Annotated in this window: 18 protein-coding genes and 1 pseudogene; 8 read left to right on the top strand and 11 right to left on the bottom strand. The window is 32.3% G+C overall.

From position 1 onward, the window contains the following. Positions 1-100: 100 nt before the first annotated feature. The 7 genes from Q4Q40_RS22330 to Q4Q40_RS22300 form a co-directional block, all read right to left on the bottom strand. On the bottom strand, positions 101-886 hold the full coding sequence (locus Q4Q40_RS22330) for a hypothetical protein (protein ID WP_303304282.1): 786 nt from the start codon (positions 884-886) through the stop codon (positions 101-103). A 68-nt stretch (positions 887-954) separates the two neighbouring features. After that, positions 955-1,950, bottom strand: coding sequence for a hypothetical protein (locus Q4Q40_RS22325; protein WP_303304281.1), 996 nt, complete (start codon positions 1,948-1,950; stop codon positions 955-957). A 3-nt stretch (positions 1,951-1,953) separates the two neighbouring features. Beyond that, entirely contained in the window at positions 1,954-4,083 is a 2,130-nt protein-coding gene (locus Q4Q40_RS22320; RefSeq protein WP_303304280.1) for a TIGR03986 family type III CRISPR-associated RAMP protein, read from the bottom strand. A gap of 4 nt (positions 4,084-4,087) precedes the next feature. Next, a complete protein-coding gene (locus tag Q4Q40_RS22315) occupies positions 4,088-4,531 on the bottom strand; it encodes a hypothetical protein (protein WP_303304279.1) in 444 nt (147 codons plus the stop codon). A 4-nt stretch (positions 4,532-4,535) separates the two neighbouring features. Further along, positions 4,536-5,879, bottom strand: coding sequence for an RAMP superfamily CRISPR-associated protein (locus tag Q4Q40_RS22310; protein WP_303304278.1), 1,344 nt, complete (start codon positions 5,877-5,879; stop codon positions 4,536-4,538). Continuing rightward, positions 5,866-7,905, bottom strand: a complete 2,040-nt coding sequence (locus Q4Q40_RS22305; RefSeq protein ID WP_303304277.1) for an RAMP superfamily CRISPR-associated protein — start codon at positions 7,903-7,905, stop codon at positions 5,866-5,868. The genes Q4Q40_RS22310 and Q4Q40_RS22305 overlap by 14 nt, the downstream gene beginning before the upstream one ends. Positions 7,906-7,923: 18 nt before the next feature. Continuing rightward, positions 7,924-9,303 (bottom strand): Cas10/Cmr2 second palm domain-containing protein, encoded by a 1,380-nt coding sequence (locus Q4Q40_RS22300; RefSeq protein WP_303304276.1) that lies wholly within the window; start codon positions 9,301-9,303, stop codon positions 7,924-7,926. Positions 9,304-10,164: 861 nt separating this feature from the next. On the opposite strand from Q4Q40_RS22300, the gene Q4Q40_RS22295 reads away from it, so the two are divergent. The 6 genes from Q4Q40_RS22295 to Q4Q40_RS22270 all read left to right on the top strand — a co-directional run bounded on the left by Q4Q40_RS22295 (position 10,165) and on the right by Q4Q40_RS22270 (position 14,847). Then, complete coding sequence (locus tag Q4Q40_RS22295; RefSeq protein WP_303304275.1) at positions 10,165-10,665, top strand: single-stranded DNA-binding protein; 501 nt, start codon at positions 10,165-10,167, stop codon at positions 10,663-10,665. Positions 10,666-10,748: 83 nt separating this feature from the next. Next, positions 10,749-11,198, top strand: a complete 450-nt coding sequence (locus Q4Q40_RS22290; protein ID WP_303304274.1) for a JAB domain-containing protein — start codon at positions 10,749-10,751, stop codon at positions 11,196-11,198. Positions 11,199-11,209: 11 nt separating this feature from the next. Further along, a complete protein-coding gene (locus Q4Q40_RS22285) occupies positions 11,210-11,407 on the top strand; it encodes a hypothetical protein (RefSeq protein WP_303304273.1) in 198 nt (65 codons plus the stop codon). A 368-nt stretch (positions 11,408-11,775) separates the two neighbouring features. Continuing rightward, a complete protein-coding gene (locus Q4Q40_RS22280; RefSeq protein WP_303304272.1) occupies positions 11,776-12,354 on the top strand; it encodes a BfmA/BtgA family mobilization protein in 579 nt (192 codons plus the stop codon). A 2-nt stretch (positions 12,355-12,356) separates the two neighbouring features. Next, entirely contained in the window at positions 12,357-13,379 is a 1,023-nt protein-coding gene (gene mobB / locus Q4Q40_RS22275) for a MobB family relaxase (protein WP_345027401.1), read from the top strand. 22 nt (positions 13,380-13,401) lie between these two features. After that, positions 13,402-14,847 carry a type IV secretory system conjugative DNA transfer family protein gene (locus tag Q4Q40_RS22270; RefSeq protein ID WP_303304271.1) on the top strand — a complete coding sequence of 482 codons (1,446 nt, stop codon included), beginning with the start codon at positions 13,402-13,404 and terminating at the stop codon, positions 14,845-14,847. On the opposite strand, the gene Q4Q40_RS22265 is transcribed toward Q4Q40_RS22270, so the two are convergent. Together Q4Q40_RS22265 and Q4Q40_RS24155 are read right to left on the bottom strand one after the other, a co-directional pair. After that, complete coding sequence (locus Q4Q40_RS22265; RefSeq protein ID WP_303304270.1) at positions 14,822-15,904, bottom strand: transposase; 1,083 nt, start codon at positions 15,902-15,904, stop codon at positions 14,822-14,824. The genes Q4Q40_RS22270 and Q4Q40_RS22265 overlap by 26 nt on opposite strands. 48 nt (positions 15,905-15,952) lie before the next feature. After that, positions 15,953-16,132: pseudogene (locus Q4Q40_RS24155) on the bottom strand (transposase DNA-binding-containing protein); the annotation flags it as partial. 333 nt (positions 16,133-16,465) lie between these two features. On the opposite strand from Q4Q40_RS24155, the gene Q4Q40_RS22260 reads away from it, so the two are divergent. Then, positions 16,466-16,939 carry a transposase gene (locus Q4Q40_RS22260; protein WP_303304269.1) on the top strand — a complete coding sequence of 158 codons (474 nt, stop codon included), beginning with the start codon at positions 16,466-16,468 and terminating at the stop codon, positions 16,937-16,939. A gap of 487 nt (positions 16,940-17,426) precedes the next feature. On the opposite strand, the gene Q4Q40_RS22255 is transcribed toward Q4Q40_RS22260, so the two are convergent. Then, positions 17,427-18,095, bottom strand: a complete 669-nt coding sequence (locus Q4Q40_RS22255) for a helix-turn-helix domain-containing protein (protein WP_303304268.1) — start codon at positions 18,093-18,095, stop codon at positions 17,427-17,429. A gap of 1,018 nt (positions 18,096-19,113) precedes the next feature. Further along, the gene (locus Q4Q40_RS22250; RefSeq protein WP_303304267.1) at positions 19,114-19,521 is read right to left on the bottom strand and encodes a 3-hydroxyacyl-ACP dehydratase FabZ family protein; all 408 of its coding nucleotides are present in this window, start codon (positions 19,519-19,521) and stop codon (positions 19,114-19,116) included. 179 nt (positions 19,522-19,700) lie between these two features. Here Q4Q40_RS22250 and Q4Q40_RS22245 point away from each other — a divergent pair. Further along, the coding region (locus Q4Q40_RS22245; protein ID WP_303304266.1) for a beta-ketoacyl synthase N-terminal-like domain-containing protein at positions 19,701-22,895 on the top strand (3,195 nt) is incomplete at its 3' end.

The following is a 22,895-nucleotide window of genomic DNA, read 5'->3' as shown; positions in this document are numbered from 1 at the left end:
TCGTTCTTAAATCGATATAGGTTTATACAGAATTTCAAAGAACGTTGAACAAGCATAAAAAGTTTCAATCATTTATAAATTGATATAAACTTATACACTTTTAGAGGTGTTTTATAAAAACACCATTACCATAGGCTACATTTTGACCTAATGAAAAAAGATCAGGCAAATTGTAATTACACTCAAACTCCACTTTAAAAACCTGCTTTTTCTGGTTGTTTAAAGCCAGTTGCTCGCCAAGAGCTTCTAAATTTGTAATGGCTAACCAAAGGCTATCTAACTTAAAGAGCTCTTGTTCACAGGTATTTAAAATAAAAGTTTCCAAATTTTTTTTTAGGCGTGCTTCAAAATCAGCAAGCTTTTGTGGGGTTTTATCCAGATTATAATAAAAACCATTTTTGTTTTTGCAGAGCCTAAAAGGAATCCAGTTTTCACTTTTATAAATTCTGTTAGGCTGTGTTGGCTCTATTTTCACAGTAGTTTCTTGAGTGCTTATGGTTAATGCACTGGTGTTTATATCGGTTTTTGTTTTAAACAGCTGTAACCAAAGTTCTAAACTAGCAACTCCTTTTTCGCCAAATGCATTAAGGGTAAATAACTTATTCTTTATTAAACTTTGCACATACAACGGTTGTTGCAACTTGTATTGTACTTCTGTACGGTCTTTTTGGTTTATTTTATTTTTAACACTTTTATTGTACGCATCACGGGCTTGCTTTTGCTGTATACTCTCATGTATGTATTGGTTTAATAATCCGTTTTTAAAAAAAGCTTCCTGGTTCTCTATAACACACTGAAACACATACTTTTTTAAGTTGTAAAAAAACGTTTTACGCTCTTTACAGGCTATACCGTCAATTTGTATGGTCTTGGTTGGGATTGGCATGGGTTATATTTCGGTTTCGTTTTTGAATTTTAGTATAAAGTTTAATCATTAAAGAAAAACATTAAACTTTATTTTTCTAACTCGTGTATAAATTGCAACTGATTGTTGATATTACCATATAATTGAGCTGGTGCGTTGGCAAAAGTAATTTTATGCTGTAAATCTGGTTTAACCAAATCTGATGGAAAGTTCCCCACACCTGCTTGCCCATAATAAATAATAGAAGTTGTATCACAAATTTTATTTGATAGATCTACAAGGCTTTTATAATTTTTTAATTTTTTTAATTTCTTATCATCAACATCTTCATTTGCTTCAAGTTTAGTTATGTCTTCCTTTAATTTTTCAAAATCTCCATAAAACTTAGGGAGTTCCCAACGTGAACCATTCTTAAGTGATTGGTTTTCTATAATTAACACTTTATGCTTTTTTATTTTTTCTATTAATACATCACCAATAGTGTCTAGTCCATTTATATTTGTTAACACCTTATTCTTTTTTACATTGACTCCAAACAGCTTCATTACTCTTATAAACCCTGGATTAAATACACTTTTATGTTGATTTAAAATACAAAATGAATTTTTAGTTCGTAATTTTTTATTTGTAAGTTTATTTTCTAAAATATGTTTTAAATCTTTTTGGTTTTCACCAACAATATCTGCTATTTTTTCGACAGTTATTCGCTTCGTCATTTCCTTAAACCCAAAAAAGGCTAATAGAACGCCTATAAAAGCACCAAAACTCCCCCATACTTTAAAAATAGTAAAATACCATTCATCTTTAACTTCATTTAAACTTTCGTTTAAATTTAAATAGTTGTTTTGAAGCTTCGCATACTTATCATATAGAGTTAAATATTCATTTCTATTTACCGGTAAGCTATCTATTTTGTTATATTTTAAATTTAATGCCTCAATGGCTATAGTGTGGTTATTTATTATTTTCTTCTGTTTAGCTATTACATCTTTTTCTGTTGTATAATGGTATCCGATTGAAATAAGACATAATATGGCAGATATAGCAAATACAATGAAAGAGGGTATGTTTGTTACTTTTTTCATTTTTTAGTTAGTTTTTATTATGTTTTCTACAACAAAAGCCTTTACTTTTTTTTCAAAATCTGCTCTATGTTTTTTATTCTTTTTTAAAATTAAATTAGATGCATTTTTTTCAATATAGTCTACATCATCCTTCGTAAACATTTGTTTTTCAATACCTAATTTATCCATATAATCTTTTATTATATTTTTAAAAGCCCCAAAATCGTTACAACCTTCTAAAACAGATCTAATTCCTTTTTCTTTAAGGGTTAGTATTTTTTGTGCTTCTCTTTCTTTTTTAAGTTTTTCTTCAACTTCAAGAGTTTCCTTTTTGGCATTAAAATATGAAGGGACATTTTCTGAATATGAAATTATCTCTGAAAATAAGGGTAGCCTAAGTTTTGTCTTTTTTATATCTAAAAACCCTCTTAAGTTTAAATATTTATGCATATGTGGATTACATGAGTCAACTTTGTTTTTTGCAATTGTTGATGCCATTGTTAAAAGTTCGATTAGTTCTGGGCTTTTATGATGCCAATTAATCCCTTTTGCTTCTAACATACATTTTTCAAAAATTGCTAAATAATGGTTTAAATTTTGTTTTATTTCTTCATTTAAAATATCTACTTTTATTTGACCTAAACCATACGATTTTGCCAACCCTATAATGTGGTTGCAATTTGTGTTTCCATGAAAAGTTATTGCAGATAATAAAGCGCCAAATTCTATTTTATTTAAATTGTGATACTGTATAGTAGTTATAAAGGTTGCTGTTTCAAGGGGTTTAAATGTTGTTGTGAAATTTGACGGATCTCTGGTTTCTACACATTCTGGTTTTAAAAAGTAACGTTTTCTTCCGTTAATTTCCACATCACTATCATGATAAGTAGCATATTTTTCCACCTTAAGACTTTTATTTAATTTTTGCTTGATATAAAAAGGGTAAAAAGAAGCTTTTGGCTCGGACAATACAGTTGTAATTTCGTCTCCTTCTGTTGCTTCTTTCATAAAGGCATGGGAGACTTGTACTCTTCCTTTAATTTTTTTCCCTTCGCTAGTACCAAAAACACATTCTGAAAGATCTAGGTTTGATTCTTCAAACTCATTTTGTGCGTTCTTTACTGCCCTATTAACTCGATGATTATAGGCCATTTTATATAAATTACATAAGCCAAAATCAATTAACTCGTCTTCGTTATTTTTTCTAAAAAAAACAGGAATAGCTTTCCCCTTATCTAAGGGGCTTTTCCAATATTTCCAATCCACTGAAGTTTTGTTAGAGCCGTAATAATCACCATAAATAAATTTAAAATCTTCAAAAATTTTATTATCGACGTTAATCTTTACATCGTTATTTTCATTTAATGCTGGTATTTTAAATTCATGATATTTAGCACCATTATTGTTATTAAATGTAGGTTGCCCCGTAAAAACATAGTTTTCTTTAGTAGAGTCAAATGATTTTTTAAATTGTTTGTATTTAAATTCAGCTGTTTTGCAATTGGCTTTTAGATTGTTCCGTCTATCTTTCACCTCTCTATTCCAAGTTGTATCAGAACTGAACAACTCTTTGAAACTATTTGTAATATTATTTCCTCTAAGCTTTTTAGTATACTTAATTTCACTTTGTAAAACTTTTACTGGGTTGCCTTTATCATAAATTACATAGTCTTTTCCTGTTTTTTTTAAATATCCAATTCTAACAGAATCACTTTCTTTTTTCAATGTATATACATCATCATTATCAAAATCTCGTACCCCAAATCTTCTGTCAGTAAAATAATCACGACTTAGTTTACTAAAGGTCAAAATCTCAAAAACAGATCGCAGCATATTTCGAATAGAGCTACCAGGTATAAAATATTTTTTGTTACCAGTTTTGTCTTTTATAAAACAAAACTCTTTAGAAATTTCTTGTCCATTTTTATCTTTATAATACTCGTCTCCTTCTTCAAAAGATTTTCTAATAAAAATAGGACTCTCAGCAGTAATTTCTAATTTTATTTTACCACTTAAACCATCTTTAAACGGAATGTCATGACTTACAAAAGGCGCCCAATCTGGAAAGAATACTTTTTTATTTAAGGGGACAAAATTATATGGTGCAGAAATGGTTATGTTGTTTTGGTTACGATTATCATTATTTCTAGGCATGCTTCTAGTCTTTAAGTTCTTTTAATTCTAAACCAACAAACAATTTCACTACTGCTTGGTAGGTTTCATAAGAGGCTCCACTTATATTGTTCGGTTTAAGCTTGTATGCCTGTTTAAAATGAATTTCGTATTCGCCAGTTTTTAAATGTGAAGGATATTTAACTCGACTACCAACCTCATCAAAATCACTTTCTTTATTTACAAAAACCAAGTTATTACCATCACTATTTAATATATGGATACTATGTTCACCATCGTACAAATAAGCTTCTTGTATAATGTTGTAGATATTGTTTTTAGCTTTTAAATCGTCTGCACCTAACTCTTTTTTATTATAAATTTCAGGGATCTTTTCTTCTACTCGCCAGGTATAGCCGTTAACTGGTTTGTTTTTTAAAAAAGCAACTAACGTTTCTATATTTTTTACGTTTTTATAATCCAAATCCATAAGTTTATAGTTTTTCAATAACAACACCGTGTCCTTTATTTGTTAATCCGCCAATAGGCAATAGGCCATTTTTTAAATCGTTAAGTGCTGCTTGTAAATACTTGTTCTCCAAAGTAGCTGTATCGGTTTTAAATTTTAAATCAAAAGCATCTATAGCCAGTACTTTTTCGTTAAATAAGGCACCTGCTATAGTACCACCAGTATATCGGTCTATTTTATTGTGGTTAAAAGTGATTTCGTCGTAGCTATCATCTAAATACACATCTTGTATAATGAGTTTACCGTGTTCGCCGTTTTCGTTTTCTGATATTTTAGGCTTCCCGAAGATGTCGCAAACGGCTTGGTTGTTATAACCTATGTGACTTCCTATTAAAATCTCAATAGACTTTGAATTATCTTTATTATGCTCTTCTATTATTTTTTCAATAGTAATATCATTTTTCTTGTTATAATGAAAAGCAACTCGGTGTGCTAACGTGCCTTTTATACTTGTACCTGGAATCACATATTTTTCTTCAAAGGAGGGGGCATCGTTTTCCCAACCTTCAATAACGTCTTCTTTATAGCAAACGGCATCTACTTCGTCGTCGCCAAAACCTGCACCAAAATGGAAAAATGAATTTGCTCCAGACAGGTTAATTTCTTCTACTTCATATTTTTTTGTAATCCCTGCTGTATCTATATCAACAACTTTTAAAGAATCGCTTCCAGAGTTTAAATCGGCAGAAATACCTAAGTATTTTTTGAGTTCCAGCCCGTTAGCAATATTAAACTCAGCGTCCTTTAATTCCACAACTTGTAATTCTCCAAAATTGTTAAACTCGCTAGCGCCTATATAAAAATTATTACTTAGCAAGGTATTCTTTATGGCTTGCCAAGCCTTTGAGTTTTCTTTTTCTAGTTCTAACTCTATTTGAAACTTAAAACAGGAACCTTTAAACACAATTTCGGTATCGAACATACCAGTGTTTTTAGCTGCACCCAAATGCGATATAGCGGTATGCTGCCTTATGGGTAAGTTTTCATATTTTTTTAAAAAATCGCAGGTAATAATTTGAGGTTCTTGTATTACTTTTTGGTCTTTGCCTAATAAAAAGCCGTCGCTTACACATATATTTGAACCAACAGGTTGCTTTTTATTACTTTCTCGATCATCACCAAAAAGTGCATCTATTTCATTATTGTTTACACGTAAAAACCCAGCAATTGCTGTTCCAGGAATACATGGTAAATTGTTACAGTCTTTTACCACCAGATTATCTTGATCGTAAGCTAAAGTATCACTACCAATAGCCAAAGGCGATATGGCTTCCACCACTATTTGTGCTATATATTTAATTGGGAACATCCTCTTGTTTTTTGGTGTTATGAATCATACGCTTTGCTAGTTGTCGGGTTGCATTTAAGGGGTCTAATTCTTTTTTAACAGAACCTTTTATATAGTCTTCTAATAATTTAGTATCATCTTTAAGCCATGCTTTACTCCCTCCATTGCAAATAGATTTGTCTTTAGTCTCATCCGTTTTAAATAAATATTTTTCTAAAGCAGAATATGAGTCTGCTTTTTTTGTAGCATTAAACACTCTTGCCCATTGGCTTGTACTAACTTGACTACTAAAATCTGGTTTAGAATCAGTCACATAATTATGCACATTTACCGCATCAACATACTGAGCGTTTTTGTTTTTTAAATAGTCTATGAATTGTTTTTCGTTTTCTGAAAGTTCCCTATTATTAGGTAGATCTTCTGCTTTCTCCTTTTCTTTATCTATACCTGCAATGGTTATAGGCGTTGTTAAAAATGACGGATTTACCAAAATATTACCATAACCTTCACTGTTATAATGGCCAACGCAATGCTTGGCTATTTCTATTTCCTTCTCTAAAACAAAAACAGACCCTTTTTCTATAATAAGACGCTCGGCATCCCAATTCTTTCTATGTCCATTATAAGGTGTGTAGGTTCTATATTTTATTTGCGAATTTGTCCAATCTATTTTGGCTTCTTTATTACCTGTTAACGCTTCTCCAGTTGGGGTTGGGGTATAAGCTCCATACTCATTTATAAAACATAAATTGCTTTCTGCATAAATATATTTCCCTGTACTAGTCGGTTCTCTATCTGGTTTTTGTTCAAGAAACTCAATATACACTTCGCCTCCAAATTCTGCCGATTTACTTTTTCCAAAATAGTGAGTTTTATTGTTTAGAATGGAAGTTACTTCTTTTAAATATTCAGTCTTATCTGATTTTATTTCAAAAATAAATGTTTGCCCTTTTTCAATATAATGATACACGAATAACCCTTTTTCTTTAGAACTTCGTGTTTCTTCATTTCTAGAAGATTTCATTCGATTGCCATATTTTATATTTTGAATCTGAATGTTTTTTCCTGTATTTTCAGTATCAATTAAATACCCCTTACGGTATTGTTTTGTTTTTTTCGATTTTTGATCTAAATGAAAATTAAACATGGTATCTCTTTCTTCATACTCTTTACCGTTTTTTTCGTAATAAAAAGAATAGGGCACTTTGTAGCTTCTTTTATTATCTACTGCTAAATGTGCATCGCCAAAATGCACATCACCGTTAAAAACAATACTATCTATTTTGCTTTCTTCTTTTTTATTTGCAAATAAATTATTTGCTACTATACCTCTAAAATTATTGCCAGGTATATAGTCTAACGATGCTATGTTTTGATCTGTTTTTGCTTTTTTCACTAATATTAAAGGCGAATTAACCGTGCATTTAAATTGCACTATAGTTGAATCTGCGTTAATATCTTCTTCTTTGTTTTCAGGCTCTTTATGGGTGTTATTGCTAGACTTTTCTATTACGGTAGCTATACATTGTCCAAGACCTCGATGACGCTTTTCTCCTACTCGTTTTAACATTTTAAGCGCAAATGTTATTTCCTCTTTATCTTTCGGGTTTAACTCTCTATTGTCTTTATTATATACAATTTCAGTTGTTAAACGTATTGGGATAACAATTTCGTTTTTTCGTAAGGAATGATTAACAGCCTGTTTATCACTTAACGCTGTTGCTGTTTTGGTCGTAAATAAATGCTTTTTGTAAGGTAATATTTTTGGTCGCAAAGCATTGCTAACCACTACGGAATTAAAACGCAATGCTCCTTCTTTTAATTTTTTATTCTCAATCTCAACATCTATTTCTATTTCTTGACCAAAAAGGGAAATTTCGTTTGTAAAGCCACAGGCTCTATAAGCATCTCTAACTAAACCTTTAAATGTTCTGCCAGGAATAAATGGCAAACCATCATTGTCTTTTATAACAACACTATCTTTACTTCCTCCTGTTTTCCCTGTTCCTGTTGCCCAATTGGAATAAAATTTAAGTTCTACTTTCATATACTTTTTTAGTGTTTTTTAAATTGAGTTTACGGCATGGAGAGCCAAATAATCGTATAATGCTGTTTCATTTTCTAATAGATTATTAAAATCAATTCCTAATTTTGCTTTTAGACGACTTAAAAACACAGGTTTCATTAATTTATCGTTAAAACAGGCATCTATATATTCGCGTAAGCTATTGGTTGGTGCATCGTTTTCTTTTAAAAGGTTTGCGTTTTTAATGAGCTCTGCTATGCTATTTTCGTTTTGAAGCCCGTAGGGGCCATTAACAAATTTCTCCCCAGAAGATGTTGTAAGTTCTTCTTTAATTATGTCTTTATAAACTTCAATAATACTGTCATTCACTTTATGAAATTGCACGCAAGAAAATTTTCGTTCGCTTTTATTTTTCGCATAGCTACATAACTCCTCTGCTAAATGCACAGCATAATGAAACGGAAATTTTTCTTTTACATAAGCAATTCCAGCACAAGCTGTAATTTTGGAAACACCAAGAATAATATCTTTCGTATTTTTTTCAAATGCAGTTAAATAATTCTGAGTGAATTTTAAAGCAAAATCTGCTCTAATAATTAAGGTCACATCGTCTCCTCCAATAATAATTGGTCGCATGTACTTTGCGTTTTTTATATCTAAACTTTTTAAGGCTGTTCTAAAAGCATTTAGAGTGGCATCTCCTATTTTTTTTGAAAACTCGGAAAGTGTATCAAATTTATTAGAATACATAGTATCACTTAAAATCCTTTTAATAATATTTCCCATGCCATTGCCGTCTATATGTATAACCGCTAGCCAACTGTGTGTTCCATTTTTAGAGAGTTCTTCAAACTCTGTCGGGAATTTGATTTCACTTAATTCACTTTCGCCTTTAATTATCTTGTCTGAAATCTCATCTTTATTTATTATTAATTTCGAATGTGATTCTACATCAACATACTCCGCTAAAGTTTTATTTTCAGTATAAGCAAAATTACCTGTACGCCTATTTTTACTGCGCATCATAACTCCCAAGTCAAAAGTCTGTAATGGCACATTACGTTGTGCATCTAATTTTTTGTCGAGTCCTTTTATGGCATCTTCTTCATTTTTACAGTTACTTACTTCAATTACGGCTTGACTAAAAGGCACACCAGGTGCTTTTTTGCTAATCTTAAAATGAAAATCTTTGAATATTTGTTTTGCTGAATCTTCTGTAGTTAAAAAACGAATGTTACCAGCAGCATTTAGTAATTGAATACCTTCTATTTCATTTTTTTTGATAAATTCAAAAAACCATCTTGTACATATCTGCTCGATAATTTCGCTGGCTCCAATAATTTCTTTGAGTTTATTTGTGGAAAAAATATAAGACTGTATGCCTTGTACGGTCAAGCCGTAGATGTGAGGGTTTTTCATAGGTTTGATAGCTTCTTCATAATATAAAACAGCCCTAAAAATCAGACTATTTATCTTATAAATATATACAAAAAAAACGATTGAGTAAGATTAATTCCATTCTATTTGTTTTCTTTTCGTATAAAAAAATTACAGCTATAGTTTTGAAACTCATAATGGGAATTGATTATAGATAAAAACTCCACATTGTTTTAATGGGTTTTAATCCATTAATTTTTATGCTTTCTTGAATATAGTTTAATTGGGATATAAAATTTAGTTTATGCATAAATATCATCGTTATCCTCTTATTATTATTCAACTATGAATTAATTCTAAGTTCGGTCGGTTTAATAATTTTATTTAACCAATACGACAGAATCCAAATAATAGTTTAAAAAAATAATTAGAGCTACAATATCAAATTAGACAACAACATCAAATATGTTTTTATCAAATATCTAAGCTAAAAAAAAGAAATTCTTGTTCATTTTATTACACTTCCATTGCATTCATATTTCCCGACCTCAATTTTAAATTCATTTCTGAAAGCTGCATCTATCACCTTTTTTGGCGGCAAAACTACAACATTCATACGTTGCGTGACGGCATAAAGCCTAACCTCTACCCTTCCTTATTTATACGTCCCACAACGTATGAATATTGAATAGACAATAAGCATCAAAAAAGGTAACAACTGACAGCTCTATGAGAAGTAAATCAAAACAAAAAGCTATGAAATCATATAAAAACAATAAAACGGAAGCATCGCAAAAGTTAAAAAATCAAAAAAGGAAAACGCCTCAAGATATAATAAGTAAATCACTTTTAAACGCCTGACGTATCAGGCAACATCTAATATTAATTTTAAATTTTTTAATCATGAGTAATTTAAGAAACAAAGTTCAATTAATCGGAAATGTTGGGGACAGTCCCAAAATCACCATCCTTGAAAGCGGTCATAAAGTTGCCCGTTTTTCTATGGCAACCAATGAATACTACCGAAATGCCCAAGGCGAAAAGGTACAATCTACAGAGTGGCATTATATCGTTGCTTGGAACAAAAAAGCCGACATCATCGAAAAGTACACTCGCAAGGGTAAACTTATTGCTATTGAGGGTAAATTGACTTCTCGTAGTTACGTCAATGACATGAATATAACATGTTATGTAACCGAAATTGTGGCGTATGACATTCTGCTATTGGACTCAAAAGAGACTAGTACCCTCACCAATGAAAAATTAGTTGAAGCAGAAACACAACAGAAAAATAACTCCCATACTAAAGAGGTGGAAGCATCTGAAAAATCGGGTACAAAGAAATCTCAAACAAGGTCAAGAACCCGAAAGAATAGAAAAGAAACCAATAGCAAAAAGGCTTAGTTCGTAACTATTAAAAATTAAAGAGGGCTTCGCTCGGAAAAGTTCTGCCCTCTTTTCATTATAAATCCTATAAAGAAAATACAATGGAAAGCAAAGTTAATGAAATTAAAATAAGTTATAAACAACGTATTAAATCTGATAAGTGGTGTCAACTAAAATGCTCTTCGGATACCGCAAAATTCATATTTGAACATTGGGATAAAAACACCATCGGCATTCATGAATCTTTTAAAATCTTATTGCTTAATAACGCCAATAAAGTTAAAGGTATTTATCAAGTTTCTAGTGGAGGTATTACAGGTACAATAGTTGATTTACGTCTTCTGTTTGCGGTTGTTCTAAAATCACTTGCTACTGGGGTTTTGCTAGTTCACAATCACCCTTCTGGGACATTAAAAGCAAGTCTAGCTGATATACAATTGACAAGAAAAATTAAAAATGCTGCTGAACTTTTTGATATAAGAATTATTGATCATTTAATTATTACACCAAGTGGAGCCTATTACAGTTTTGCAGATAATTCAATACTCTAAAATTAGAAATTATGATATGTTTAAATTATAGCAATCTCGATAATGAGACTCAACAAAAACTACTTTTGACATCTAAAAAGGGTGTTGAACGCCAGTTTGGAAACTCATTGAAATCCTATGCAAAAGAAAATCATTTGGATTATGATGTACTATTGGAAACCGAAGCACAACGGAATCTATATTCTTATGATTACGTTTTTAATATTTAAGCAGTCATTTTAAGTTAATTGAAAAGGGCAGTTTGTTGACTGTCCTTTTTTCGTTATTGGATTTTTAACAGAATTAAAGAAGTGTTCCATATTTAATAAAATCCGTTTTACCATTTTCTTAAAATAGTGTTTTTGTTCCATAAAACAGTCTTTAGCCAATACCTTGTCTTGGTATTGATTTTCGACCGTGTGCGGGCGAAAAGGAATAGCGAGAGGGTAGCGCGCTAAAGCGACGCTACGGGTTTCATTTTCTTCGAAAAGCGTTGAAAATAAAGGGATTTCAGCTATTAGCAGCTAAAACAGCATATAATATTTACTGTAAACCCTTCTGAAACACCAGTAAACATTTAAAAAAGTTACTGTAAATAATGAGCAAGAACAATAAGACATACAAATTTTCAGCTATTAGCATTAAAGATAATGTGGCTGTTAGATTTCGTCTGTTTTCTAAAAAAATTGCAAAATCCCATACTGCCACTTTATCTATTATGATGGATTTTTTTGAGTGGCACGGCTTCACCCCTTCCGATAGGTTTACCCAAAGCCTTATTCAGGAACTCCTAAAAAACAGAGCACGTACCGAAACATCTATTAAACGTACTGAAGCTACTATTGCTATTATTCGAGATATTGAGGTGAACCAGACCAAACCTAATAACGCTATGTTACTTTCTCTTTTTGGTGAAAAAATAAAGGAGGAAAAACCTATACGAGTTGAAAAGAAATTTGCCGACAAGCCCGTCGATGAAAAAAACGTAGTGGACAGTATTGTACCTAAAATTCGATATGAAAAATTAGCCAGTAAAATGGAAAATGTATCCACAGATTTTAAGTACGTATTGGATAAAGTAACAACCGTAAAAAACAGTTTTGGGAAAGATTATTTGAAACTGGAAATTTCAAAATCTGAACTCGAAAATTTTATACGAACTCTTAAAAAATTATAATCATGTATATCGCCATAACAGCTCAGAAAATAGGTAAAGGATTTGAAACATTTAACAGCAGTGTAACGGATTATGTGAATTATCTGGAGAAAGAAAACGAAGAAAAACATCCTGAACTTCAGGAGCATTTTTTTGATCAGTTTAATGACAAAGTAAGCCCCGAAAAGGTGATTTCGGAAATTGATAGCAATACGGCTAAACTTCATAAAACGGATCCTAAATTTTATTCTATTGTTGTTAGTCCGAGTTACAGAGAATTAAAGCATATTAATAATGACCCTGCTTTTCTCAGAAAGTACACCAGGGATATTATGAGGGATTATGCGGCTTCCTTTTATCGAGATAGAACGGTGAATGTTAACGATATTAAATATTATGCAAAAATTGAACATGAAAGAACGTTTCGAGGGTTTGAGAAAAAGATAAAGGAAAATACCCCTTATCGAAAACAAATTGCCAAACTCAAACATGATATAGTAAAAGTGGAACTGGGTGATTTAAAAGGCAATGTAAAATTGATTCAAAAGCAAATCGACAAACTTATAGGGCAAGCGCCTCATAAAATCGATGGAAAATTGCTGGTCGAAGGCATGAAAAAAGAAGGCGTGCAGACACACGTTCATATTATCGTTAGCAGAAAAGATGTGACTAATACATATAGCTTGTCTCCTGGTGCTAAATTTAAAGAGAATACGACTGTTTTAAATGGAAAAGAAGAAAAGCAAGGATTCCATAGAAATGGCTTTTTTGAGGGTGCCGAAAAAAGATTTGATACTGTTTTTGGGTATGATCGGAATTTTGTTGAGAAGTACAAAAACAGGAAACTATTTAGGGTGGATCCCAAAAAGTTTTTTGCTATGATGGCAGGCTTACCTACTTCTGAAAAACAAGTCGCTCTTAATATGCTTTATAAGGCTGGGATTAAAATCCCTACTATTCCAACCAATAAAGTACAGTTGGCTTATAAAGCGTTTATGAAACTAAAAAAAGGGGGTCGAGGTTGCTTTGCGTTCGGGTTCTATTGATATTTAATTTAATATGGGTGTTATGATAGGTTTAAAGTTTATAATGGGTGTTTTGGGTTTGAGTTGTTTTGTGGCATTCTTGTGTATTAGATATGTTCGGTATGGGTTCGGCATTGTTTTGTTCTTGATTATTTGCGTGGCTATCGGGTTGTATGGGTATTTGGAATTTCAACTTTTTTTAAAGGTGCTGCTGCGGTTTGTTTTACCGTTTATTTTTATTTGTCTTTTGTTTTATGTGTTTGCATCTAAGGGAGAGGTTACCAATGTTAATAAAAAATATAGAGTTTCTTTTAAGACCAAAGGTTTTAATTTGGTTTTGGATAATATACGCCGTGGGGTTTCTATTATTGGGGCTGCTGGTAGTGGCAAAACGGAAAGTGTGGTTTATAGTTTGTTGGAGCATTTGGGGACTCATGATTTTTGTGGGGTGATGCACGATTATAAAAATTTTGAGATCACGGAAATGGCATATCCCCTTTTTCAAGGGAAGAACAAATTGTTTTATGTGATTTCTTTTGACTCTATATATCATAGGGTGAATCCTATTGCTCCCAGATACCTTCCTGATGAGGAGAGTGTCCATGAAATTTCCAGGGTGTTATTGGAGAATTTATTGGAGCTTAGGGAAAGTGGTTCTTCTGGGGTTTCTCGGTTTTTTAATGATGCTGTCGAAGGGCTTATTGGTGGTTTGATCTGGCGGTTAAGGGTAGATTATAAGGCGTATTGCACGATCCCTCACCTTATTGCTTTGTATCAGTCTCTTTCTACGGAGGAGCTTGTTGGTTTTCTTAGTGCTGATCTGACGTCTAAAGCAATGGCGGATGCTTTTATTAGTGGTGTGGATTCGGACAGACAGACCGCTGGGGTTAAGAGTACTTTAGCGAATGCTTTTAAAAAGATCAGTACCAAAAAGATTTTTATGGTGCTGTCTGCGGATGATGTGCCTTTGGATGTGAATAATCCTGATCATCCTGCAGTTATTTCTATTGTGAATAATCCAAAAAAAGAAACGTCTTTATCGCCTATTATTGCGACGGTAGTGCATACTATTACCAAACAGATGAGTATGCGCAATAGATTATCGTCTTTTCTGCTTATGGAGGAGGCTTCTACCCTACGGCTTTTAAATATGCACCGTATTCCTGCTACGCTTCGGAGTTATGATATTGCGACTATTTATGTGCTACAAGATAAGATACAGAATGATATGATGTATGGAGATAAGGCAAGTAAAGCGATACTGAGCAATTTATCGTATCAATTTTTTGGTAAGGCGAATGATCCGGATACAGCTAAATATTATGAACGCTTTTTTGAGATTGTAAAGAAACAGACTAGAAGTGTAAATAAGGGGTATAATCTTAATTTTGATACTCGGGTGACAAAGGGCGAAAAAGAAGTTGCCAAGACTCGCGCTGATGCTTTTTTTGGGCTTAAACAAGCTACGGTGTACCCACATCTTTTATGAGTTTTGTTCCTTCTATTATATATGATAATCTATCCAAACCCCGTTTTAAAGCAATCACACCAGGCGGTCCTTGTGAGTCATAGCCTTTCCATCCACCGATCCGTCCAACAACCCAAGCTGCCCACTTTGTTCGTTGGGGCTTATGATGGTTTTGAAGTTTAATACTTTTTCCTTGTAATTTAATATTCATCATTTCTAGTACTTCTATTTGTTCTTTATCGAAAACCTCTTCTATTGGCTGTCCTCCCTCAGTATCTGCATAAGCTATATTCATTTGTAGAATCTTTAATAGCGCTGTCATTTGCATAATCACCAACTTGCGTATTGCCCAACCATTTTCCAATTCTGTTTCCTCAATTCCAAAACCTTGCTTTTTCAAAATTCGGAACAGTTGTTCGATATACCATCTTGCTCCATACCACTCTACCATTAGCAAAGCTTCTTCATAATTTTCAATCTTATGGGTGGTCAATAACTTCCAATTTATGGCTCTGGATGCTTGACTTGTTTCCTTGACTGATATACAGGTCAAGCTAATGGTTGGAAGCTCAATAGTATAGGTTCCTGCTATGGGCTCAGAATCCATTTCTTTGTATAGACTATTTCCATTGCTTAGGTTTCTTGTAGTTCTTGAACGTATCAGCAAATGGAATTTTTCATCAGGAACCATGGCAAACTGTTCATAAATATCACCCTCCCTGTCTTCTATGAACGTCACTGTTGCTGCCTCTTTTAAAATAGTTTTACTTGTTTGGGCAACTTCAATCCATTTATAGGATTCCTTTTCTTTTATAGATTGTTGTTTGTAATCTCTTTGAATCCTATCTGGCATATCTTCTGGTCGATGAAAGACTTTGATATGGGAAAAACCTAAAGGGTTTAAGCCCTGAACATCTAATACTAGCCCAGGATGTATTTTGAAACAATGCCCTGTATCAGACTTATCGGAACGACCCAATCCACTATTTTCATTGAGTCTTCTCTTGTGAGAACTCAAATTTACTTCACAGGTGTCCTGTAGACATAACAAATGACGACCCTCGGATAGATTGCCCATACGTCTTGAAGATTCATTGATTAAATCTTCTTCCTTTATATTATCATTGTTCAAAAATCTATAATATGCTTTTTGCTCTGCTGTGTTGCTTGCTAGCTGACGAATCGTCGAACTTGGACACCGACTAAGCTTGCTCCATAATTCCATGCCTCGTCGTTCTGAACGCAGATCGCCTAATTCCCCTGTATAATCAGGGTAAAAATGCTGTGGATGAATTGTTTCTCTCATTTGACAAAATTATACATATTTGTGGGTACACCGTAGCTGCCGGCAGGCAGGTTTGTTACTTTTCTTTGGACGAAAAAAGAAATCGAAGATTCATGAACTCCTATTTATCAAATAAGATTTGTGAACTAAAAGTAAATCATCAAATAGAGGTATCTAACGAGTTTATTGAATACCTGATGGTTAACTCATTCAATGATGTTTGGAAACAGCTTTTTAGATGAAACCCTCCTAAATTTCGATTTTATCGAAATTATCCTCCCTTTTGAAAAAAGTGAGGAACGAGTTCGGTTCATATTTTCGAGTACAGTTTTAAATTTTAGTTTTAATCTAATATTGAAACAGACACACACAACTTTTGTACTTGATCCACTTCTCAGTAATGGGGATACACACAGACAGCTGTTAGCTAGAAGCCGATATCTGTTATTCAAATCAAAATCTAAATGGACGCCAAGACAAATTGAAAGGGCTGAAATATTATTCAAATTATATCCTACTATTGAAAAAGCATACAACCTAGCTCAGGGATTAAGTTATATTTTTGAAAATAATACCGATAAGAATGTTGCTAGACTGAAATTAGCACATTGGTATAATAAGGTAGAGGTTTCTGAATTTAAATCATTCAATACCATAGCCAGATCTATACAAATCCATTATGACTCTATCCTGAACTATTTTAATAATAGAAGTACCAATGCTTCCGCAGAATCTTTCAATGCCAAAATTAAAGAGTTCAGAGCGCAATTTAGGGGTGTGAGGGATGTGAAATTTTTCCTCTATAGACTAACTAAATTATATGCTTAATTTTATGCCCTCCCCAAAAATATTGCTTGATCCATCTTTATTACATATTATTCTGAATCACTCAGCATAATATATTATTAGTACACAAAAAACCTCAAATTATTCATCTAAAAAATAGAAATGAATTCTGTTAAAAAAAATGCTTTTTTTCAAACAAGGAAATTGGCATTGCTACCAGACTGGAAAAATTGAATGTAGAGAAATGGAAAAAAGAAATTTTTATAACCATATCCTTAGTTTTTTTAGCACTATTATTTATAGGAAGCTATCTATACTATAAAACGATTCTGCAAAATAAGATCATTTCAAAACAAAAAGAACATCTTAATGATCTAAACATCAAAAAAGATAAGCTCTTTTCATTATTAACCCATGATCTAAAAACCTTCTTATATGTTTTAAATAAAAAACTATTGAACATACGAAATAGTAAAAACTTTAAGTCTTTGTTTACAACAAAATATTTAAAACTGATAACAGAAAGCAATCAAATATATCCCCTTTCCTTAGCTTCATAGATTAGGTCACGGTCAGTACCATTAGAGACCTCAAATAACAATTTTAAATATTTTTTTCTTCTTTCAATAGTAGACATAGACATAGGGATATGGTTTGGTAAATTTTTCATTTTTTCTCCAATAGAAATATAGTACAAAATTTTTTGGTCTAAATTCGTTACTTCTGTATAATTGTTGTCTTTTGAAGAAATAAGTTTATTTACTTTTTCACAAAAAACAGTCCTATTATCCAAAACGTTTAGGATTGTATTCACTAAAAAAGGAGGTGTAACCTCCTTTTTTAACAGAAATCCATGTGGTTCTATGTGTTTTAAAATAGTCTTGATAAGCAATACATCATTAATCCCTGTATTAACGATAATTTTGACTTTTGGATATAATATTTTGACTTTATTTCCTAAATCAAACGTATTAATTAATACTCTACCATTATTAAGTGTTGATAAATTTGTCTCCATTAGAATGACCTCGAAAGGAGTCTTTTGATTTTTTTTTAAAAGTTTTAAAGCTTTAACGAAATCACCTGCATATTGCACTTCCCAATTTAGGTGACCTGCAAATTCTCTAAATATCAATTGATAACTAAAAGCATTGATAGGGTGGTTATCAATCATTAAAATCTTTACATTTTCCTTCATTAAAATAAGTACTTAATAGGTTCATAGGCTGTAACGGCATTTTCTAAAAAGACGAATCTTTTAGAAGTTACAATTTAGATAGTTGGGTAAAAAAGAAAACTATTTTAGTAATTTTAGAAATAATTTAATTACTAATTTGTATTCATTTCCTAATTAAAACAAAGTTACAAATTAAACTTTCTTATTCTTATTAAATTTGATGGTTTTTCCCTCAAATTATTTCATATTTATTTTATAGATTTACTAAGTAGAATTACAATTCTATTCTTTTTTTTTAACTCTTTCTGATGTAGTTCAGAACGGCGAAGCCATTTCCCTTTGTCTTTTTCCTTATGAGTAGAATTATTTTAGATTGGTATGTATTGTATATCAAATCACGACATGAAAAAAGTAAATACTTTATTACAAGAAAGGAATCTCAATTTATTTCTTCTTACAATAACTACCATTCGCCAATAGGACAATTAGGAGAAAAAAGAGTTCTTTGATGCTTTAAAATTAAATAGAGCTATTCCTTATTATTAGAATTGGAAAAATTATGTTCGTGTAAAGGAGAAGGAGATTGACACTAGAAGGGCTAGAACAATTAAATAAATGTGGTTTCTTTAATAGGGCAAAAATGCAAAGATTAACAATAAAAATCAGATTCACACTTCAATCGATTTCCTGAAACATAACATAAAAGCAGTAGTGCCTTTAAACTGTCTTAAAGAATTAAAAATTCTAGCTCAGGTTCTTTTTACATAAGTGTTTCAAATTTTTAGGAAATACATGAATTTTGATTTCTCAACTAAGATTTAGTCTGATAGATGGAAAAACTTAAAAAAAAAATCAATATATAGAATTGGATAAAATTATCTTCGAAAAGATAAAAGAAGGGACAATACACCTTTTAAACGTATAATCTATCAAATCATAATTGATTAAGTTTTGCTGAATTTTTTAAACAAAAAAATGTAAAATTGAATTAACAAAATATCTTTAATTAGTTTTTATAAAAAAGGAAATAAGCGTTGAATTAACCTATTCTCACACAAAGCCATTTGGCCTTAGCAACTACTTTTCCTTTAACAAATGCAGTACCTAATTGACTTATTATTTTATTCGAAACCCTAATATTTTTAATAATCATTTTAATTTGTTCTCCGCAAACAACAGGATTGAGAATTTGTGCTTCATTTATAGTTGCAAAAGCAAAAATACCATCTGTTAATCCTACTTGCTTTACCCCTGCCCCACCAGCTTGGGCCATTGATTCAAAAATAAGAGTTCCTGGAACAAAATTAGACTCCGAAAAATTACCCATAATTTCTCCACTATGAAATATTTTTAGAGCAACCGTCTCATCCTTATTTGCGGTAAGTATCTCATCCACAAAAAGAAACGGATATCTATGGGGTATTAATGCTTTAATTTTTTCACTCATGATTTTTTTTTATGTTGGACAAATATACAAAATAACCTACGGATTGATAAAGAAAATAACCATACCTCTATAACTAAAGATAGCTTAATTCATTTCGTAATTCTTCTGCATAAAAACCACAAGAATTAAAAAAACCTGATTTTAAGTATAATAATAGCTCATTTAATTTCTTTTATATAATGAAAACAAATACAAATGACATTGCAGTAATTGGAGTCTCATGTCGGTTCCCTGGAGCCAAAGATTACAAACAATATTGGGATAATCTATGCTCGGGAATTTCCAGTATACAAGAAATTCCCAAGAAAAGATGGAATTGGGAAAATTATTGGGGGGATCCTATTAAAGATACAAATAAGAGTAACAGTAAATGGGGTGGATTTATCAAAGATATTGACTCCTTTGATTGTGGCTTTTTTGGACTTTCTGGTAAGGAAGTAGAAGCTATGGATCCTCAACAAAGGATTATGCTTGAGCTTTCATGGTCTTGTTTTGAGGACGCTAGTATACGTCCTTCAGATCATTCAGGTGATCAAATTGGAGTTTATCTTGGGGTATTTAATTTCGATTATAAAGAATTACAAGAAAAAGGGGGTAAAACATCTATTGAAGCTCACCATTCTACTGGGACTGCCTCAGCAATTATACCAAACAGAATTTCATATTTCTATAATTTTAACGGTCCGAGCGTTCCTGTAGATACAGCTTGTTCCAGTTCACTTCACGCAATCCACTTGGCAATTCAATCTCTTCAATTGGGTGAGTGTAATATGGCTCTTGCTGGGGGTATAAGTTTAATATTGACTCCAACAAGGCATATCTCTTTTTCGAAAACTGGGATGTTATCTCCAACAGGTTCATGTAAAACTTTTGATACCAAAGCTGATGGATATGTGAGGGGTGAGGGAGCCGGTGTCATATTACTTAAACCATTATCTCAAGCACTTAGTGATGGTGATACAGTTTATGGAGTTATAAAAGGTAGTGCCGTGAATCACGGTGGAAAAAACTATACATTAACATATCCTAACGCAGATGCTCAAGCCGCTGTAATTACCAGTGCCCTAAAAAAAGCAAAGGTCAACCCAAATACTATAAGTTACGTCGAGGCGCACGGAACTGGCACACCAAAAGGAGATCCTATTGAATTTGAAGGATTGATCAAAGCATTTGGAGGCTCTCGAAAAGAGCCTGCTAGGAATCCCCATTGTGGATTAGGTTCTGTAAAAGCCAATATCGGACATCTTGAATCTGCTGCAGGAATTGCAGGTTTTATTAAAGTTTTACTGGCACTTAAACATAAACAGATACCAGGGCAACAAAATTTTCACAATCTGAATACTAGAATTCAATTAGACAAGAGCCCTTTTTATATAGTTGAAAAGCTGCAAACCTGGAACCAACTACGCCCCGACGAAAACAAAAAAGCCATACCACGAAGAGCTGGAATAAGTTCTTTTGGTTTTGGTGGCACCAATGCACATATAATTATAGAAGAGGCTCCAATTTCAAAAATTGATTTTAATAAAAATAATCCTGCATATCTAATCGTATTTTCAGCCGTAACAAAAGAATCCCTAAATAAAAAAATAAAAGAGTTTGTTCATTGGATGGAACATAATATGGATCAAGAAAATATAGGGGATATAAGTGCAAATTTACTTTTAGGACGAGAACATTTTGAGTTTCGGATCGCCTTTGTAGCAAAAGACAAATCCGAGATGTTAAAACTATTAAAAGATATCATACAAAAGAAGGAAGTAAAAATAATTTCAAAATTTATAAATCATTTTAAATCATTTTCTTCTTCCCTTTTCGAACATGTTGGTCAAAATGTCTTGAAGGAACTTAATCTTGAAAGTAATAACGGAGAAGAAAGTTACTTAGAAAAACTAGATACTCTATCACAATTGTATATGATGAGCTTAGATCTTGATTGGAGAAGCCTATTCAGTGGTGATTCTTTTCGGCGAATTTCCCTTCCAACTTATCCTTTTCAACAAGACAGATTATGGATTCCTGAATTGAGTTTGAAAACCTCAGGAGTTGAAAACAATCAACAATTTTTGTCAAAAATACATCCATTTATACATAAAAACATTTCTGACCTCACTTCTCAAAAGTATGCGTCATCATTTGATGGAGAAGAACCCTTTCTAAAGGATCACGTCATTAACGATAATAAAACATTCCCAGCAGTAGCTTTTCTTGAAATGGCAATCGCAGCTATCAAAAATGCTATAAGTAGTAAAAGTTTTAATGAAGGTATTGTACTTAGAAATCTGATATGGATTCGTCCAATATTAGTAGATTACACGTCTGTCAATGTAGAAATTATTCTTAATCCAAAAAGTAGTGAGCTTATTGATTTTGAGATCTATACTAAATCAAATGACTTGGAAATCCAAAAAATAACTCATTGTAGCGGTGATGCTGTTTTGAAAAATCTAACAAATCTAAGTCCTATATCATCACAAGAAATTAAAGGTCAATGTGCTAAGCATTATTATTCTTCAAAAAGGTGTTATGAAATACTATCCAATAAAGGTTTTAGTTATGGACATAGCCATAAATTATTGGAGGAAATCTGGTTCGGCACCAACCAAGCCTTAGCGAAAATATCCTCCTCCTCCTTGACAAGTTTACTCACTCAATATTTCTTGTTCCCAGGTATTTCAGATGCTTGTCTTCAGGCTGCCATTCTACTGTTTGCTTACGAAAAAGATAAATTTAGCGATACTGAGAATTCATTTTTGCCATTTTCTCTCAAAGAGCTTAAGATTTTTAAAAGATGTGAGAATGAAATGTGGGCTTGGGTAAAAAGAACCAGCAACATTAAAAACTCAAATAATTTTAATAAAGTAGATATTATTCTTTTTAATAAACATGGAGCTGTCTGTATATCGATGAAGGATGTTTCGTTTAAACAAGCAACAGGTATTTCTAAATCTATCTCTACGGATAAAATGCTTTTGACACGTAACTGGTCAGGTTCGGTGGGTGAAAACCCAGATCCCTTTCCTTTCGATAACCATATCGTATTTTTTGCTGGCCTTCAAAATAATATGGACCTTGGGGATATCGAATCAAGAACTCTGCACTCTGATGCGGACAGCATGCCCGATAAGTTTACCGACTTCGCTATTGACCTTTTTAACCAAATCCAAAAGCTACTCAAACAAAAAAGTAACGACAAGGTACTCATCCAACTGGTCGTACCAGAAGATGAACCCAACTCCTTGTTTTCAGCCCTCTTCGGATTGCTCAGAACTGCGCAACAGGAAAATCCACGAATAAGCTGTCAATCCATTGCTTTAGACAAAAAAAGCAGAGCCTCAATCCATTCACTTTTGATCCAGGAGCGCTCACTTAAA

The organism is Flavivirga jejuensis (assembly GCF_030540765.1).
In the GTDB taxonomy this organism is placed as follows: domain Bacteria; phylum Bacteroidota; class Bacteroidia; order Flavobacteriales; family Flavobacteriaceae; genus Flavivirga; species Flavivirga jejuensis.
The sequence above is the reverse complement of the archived record's forward strand: the minus strand, read 5'-3'. Positions and strand labels throughout refer to the sequence as shown.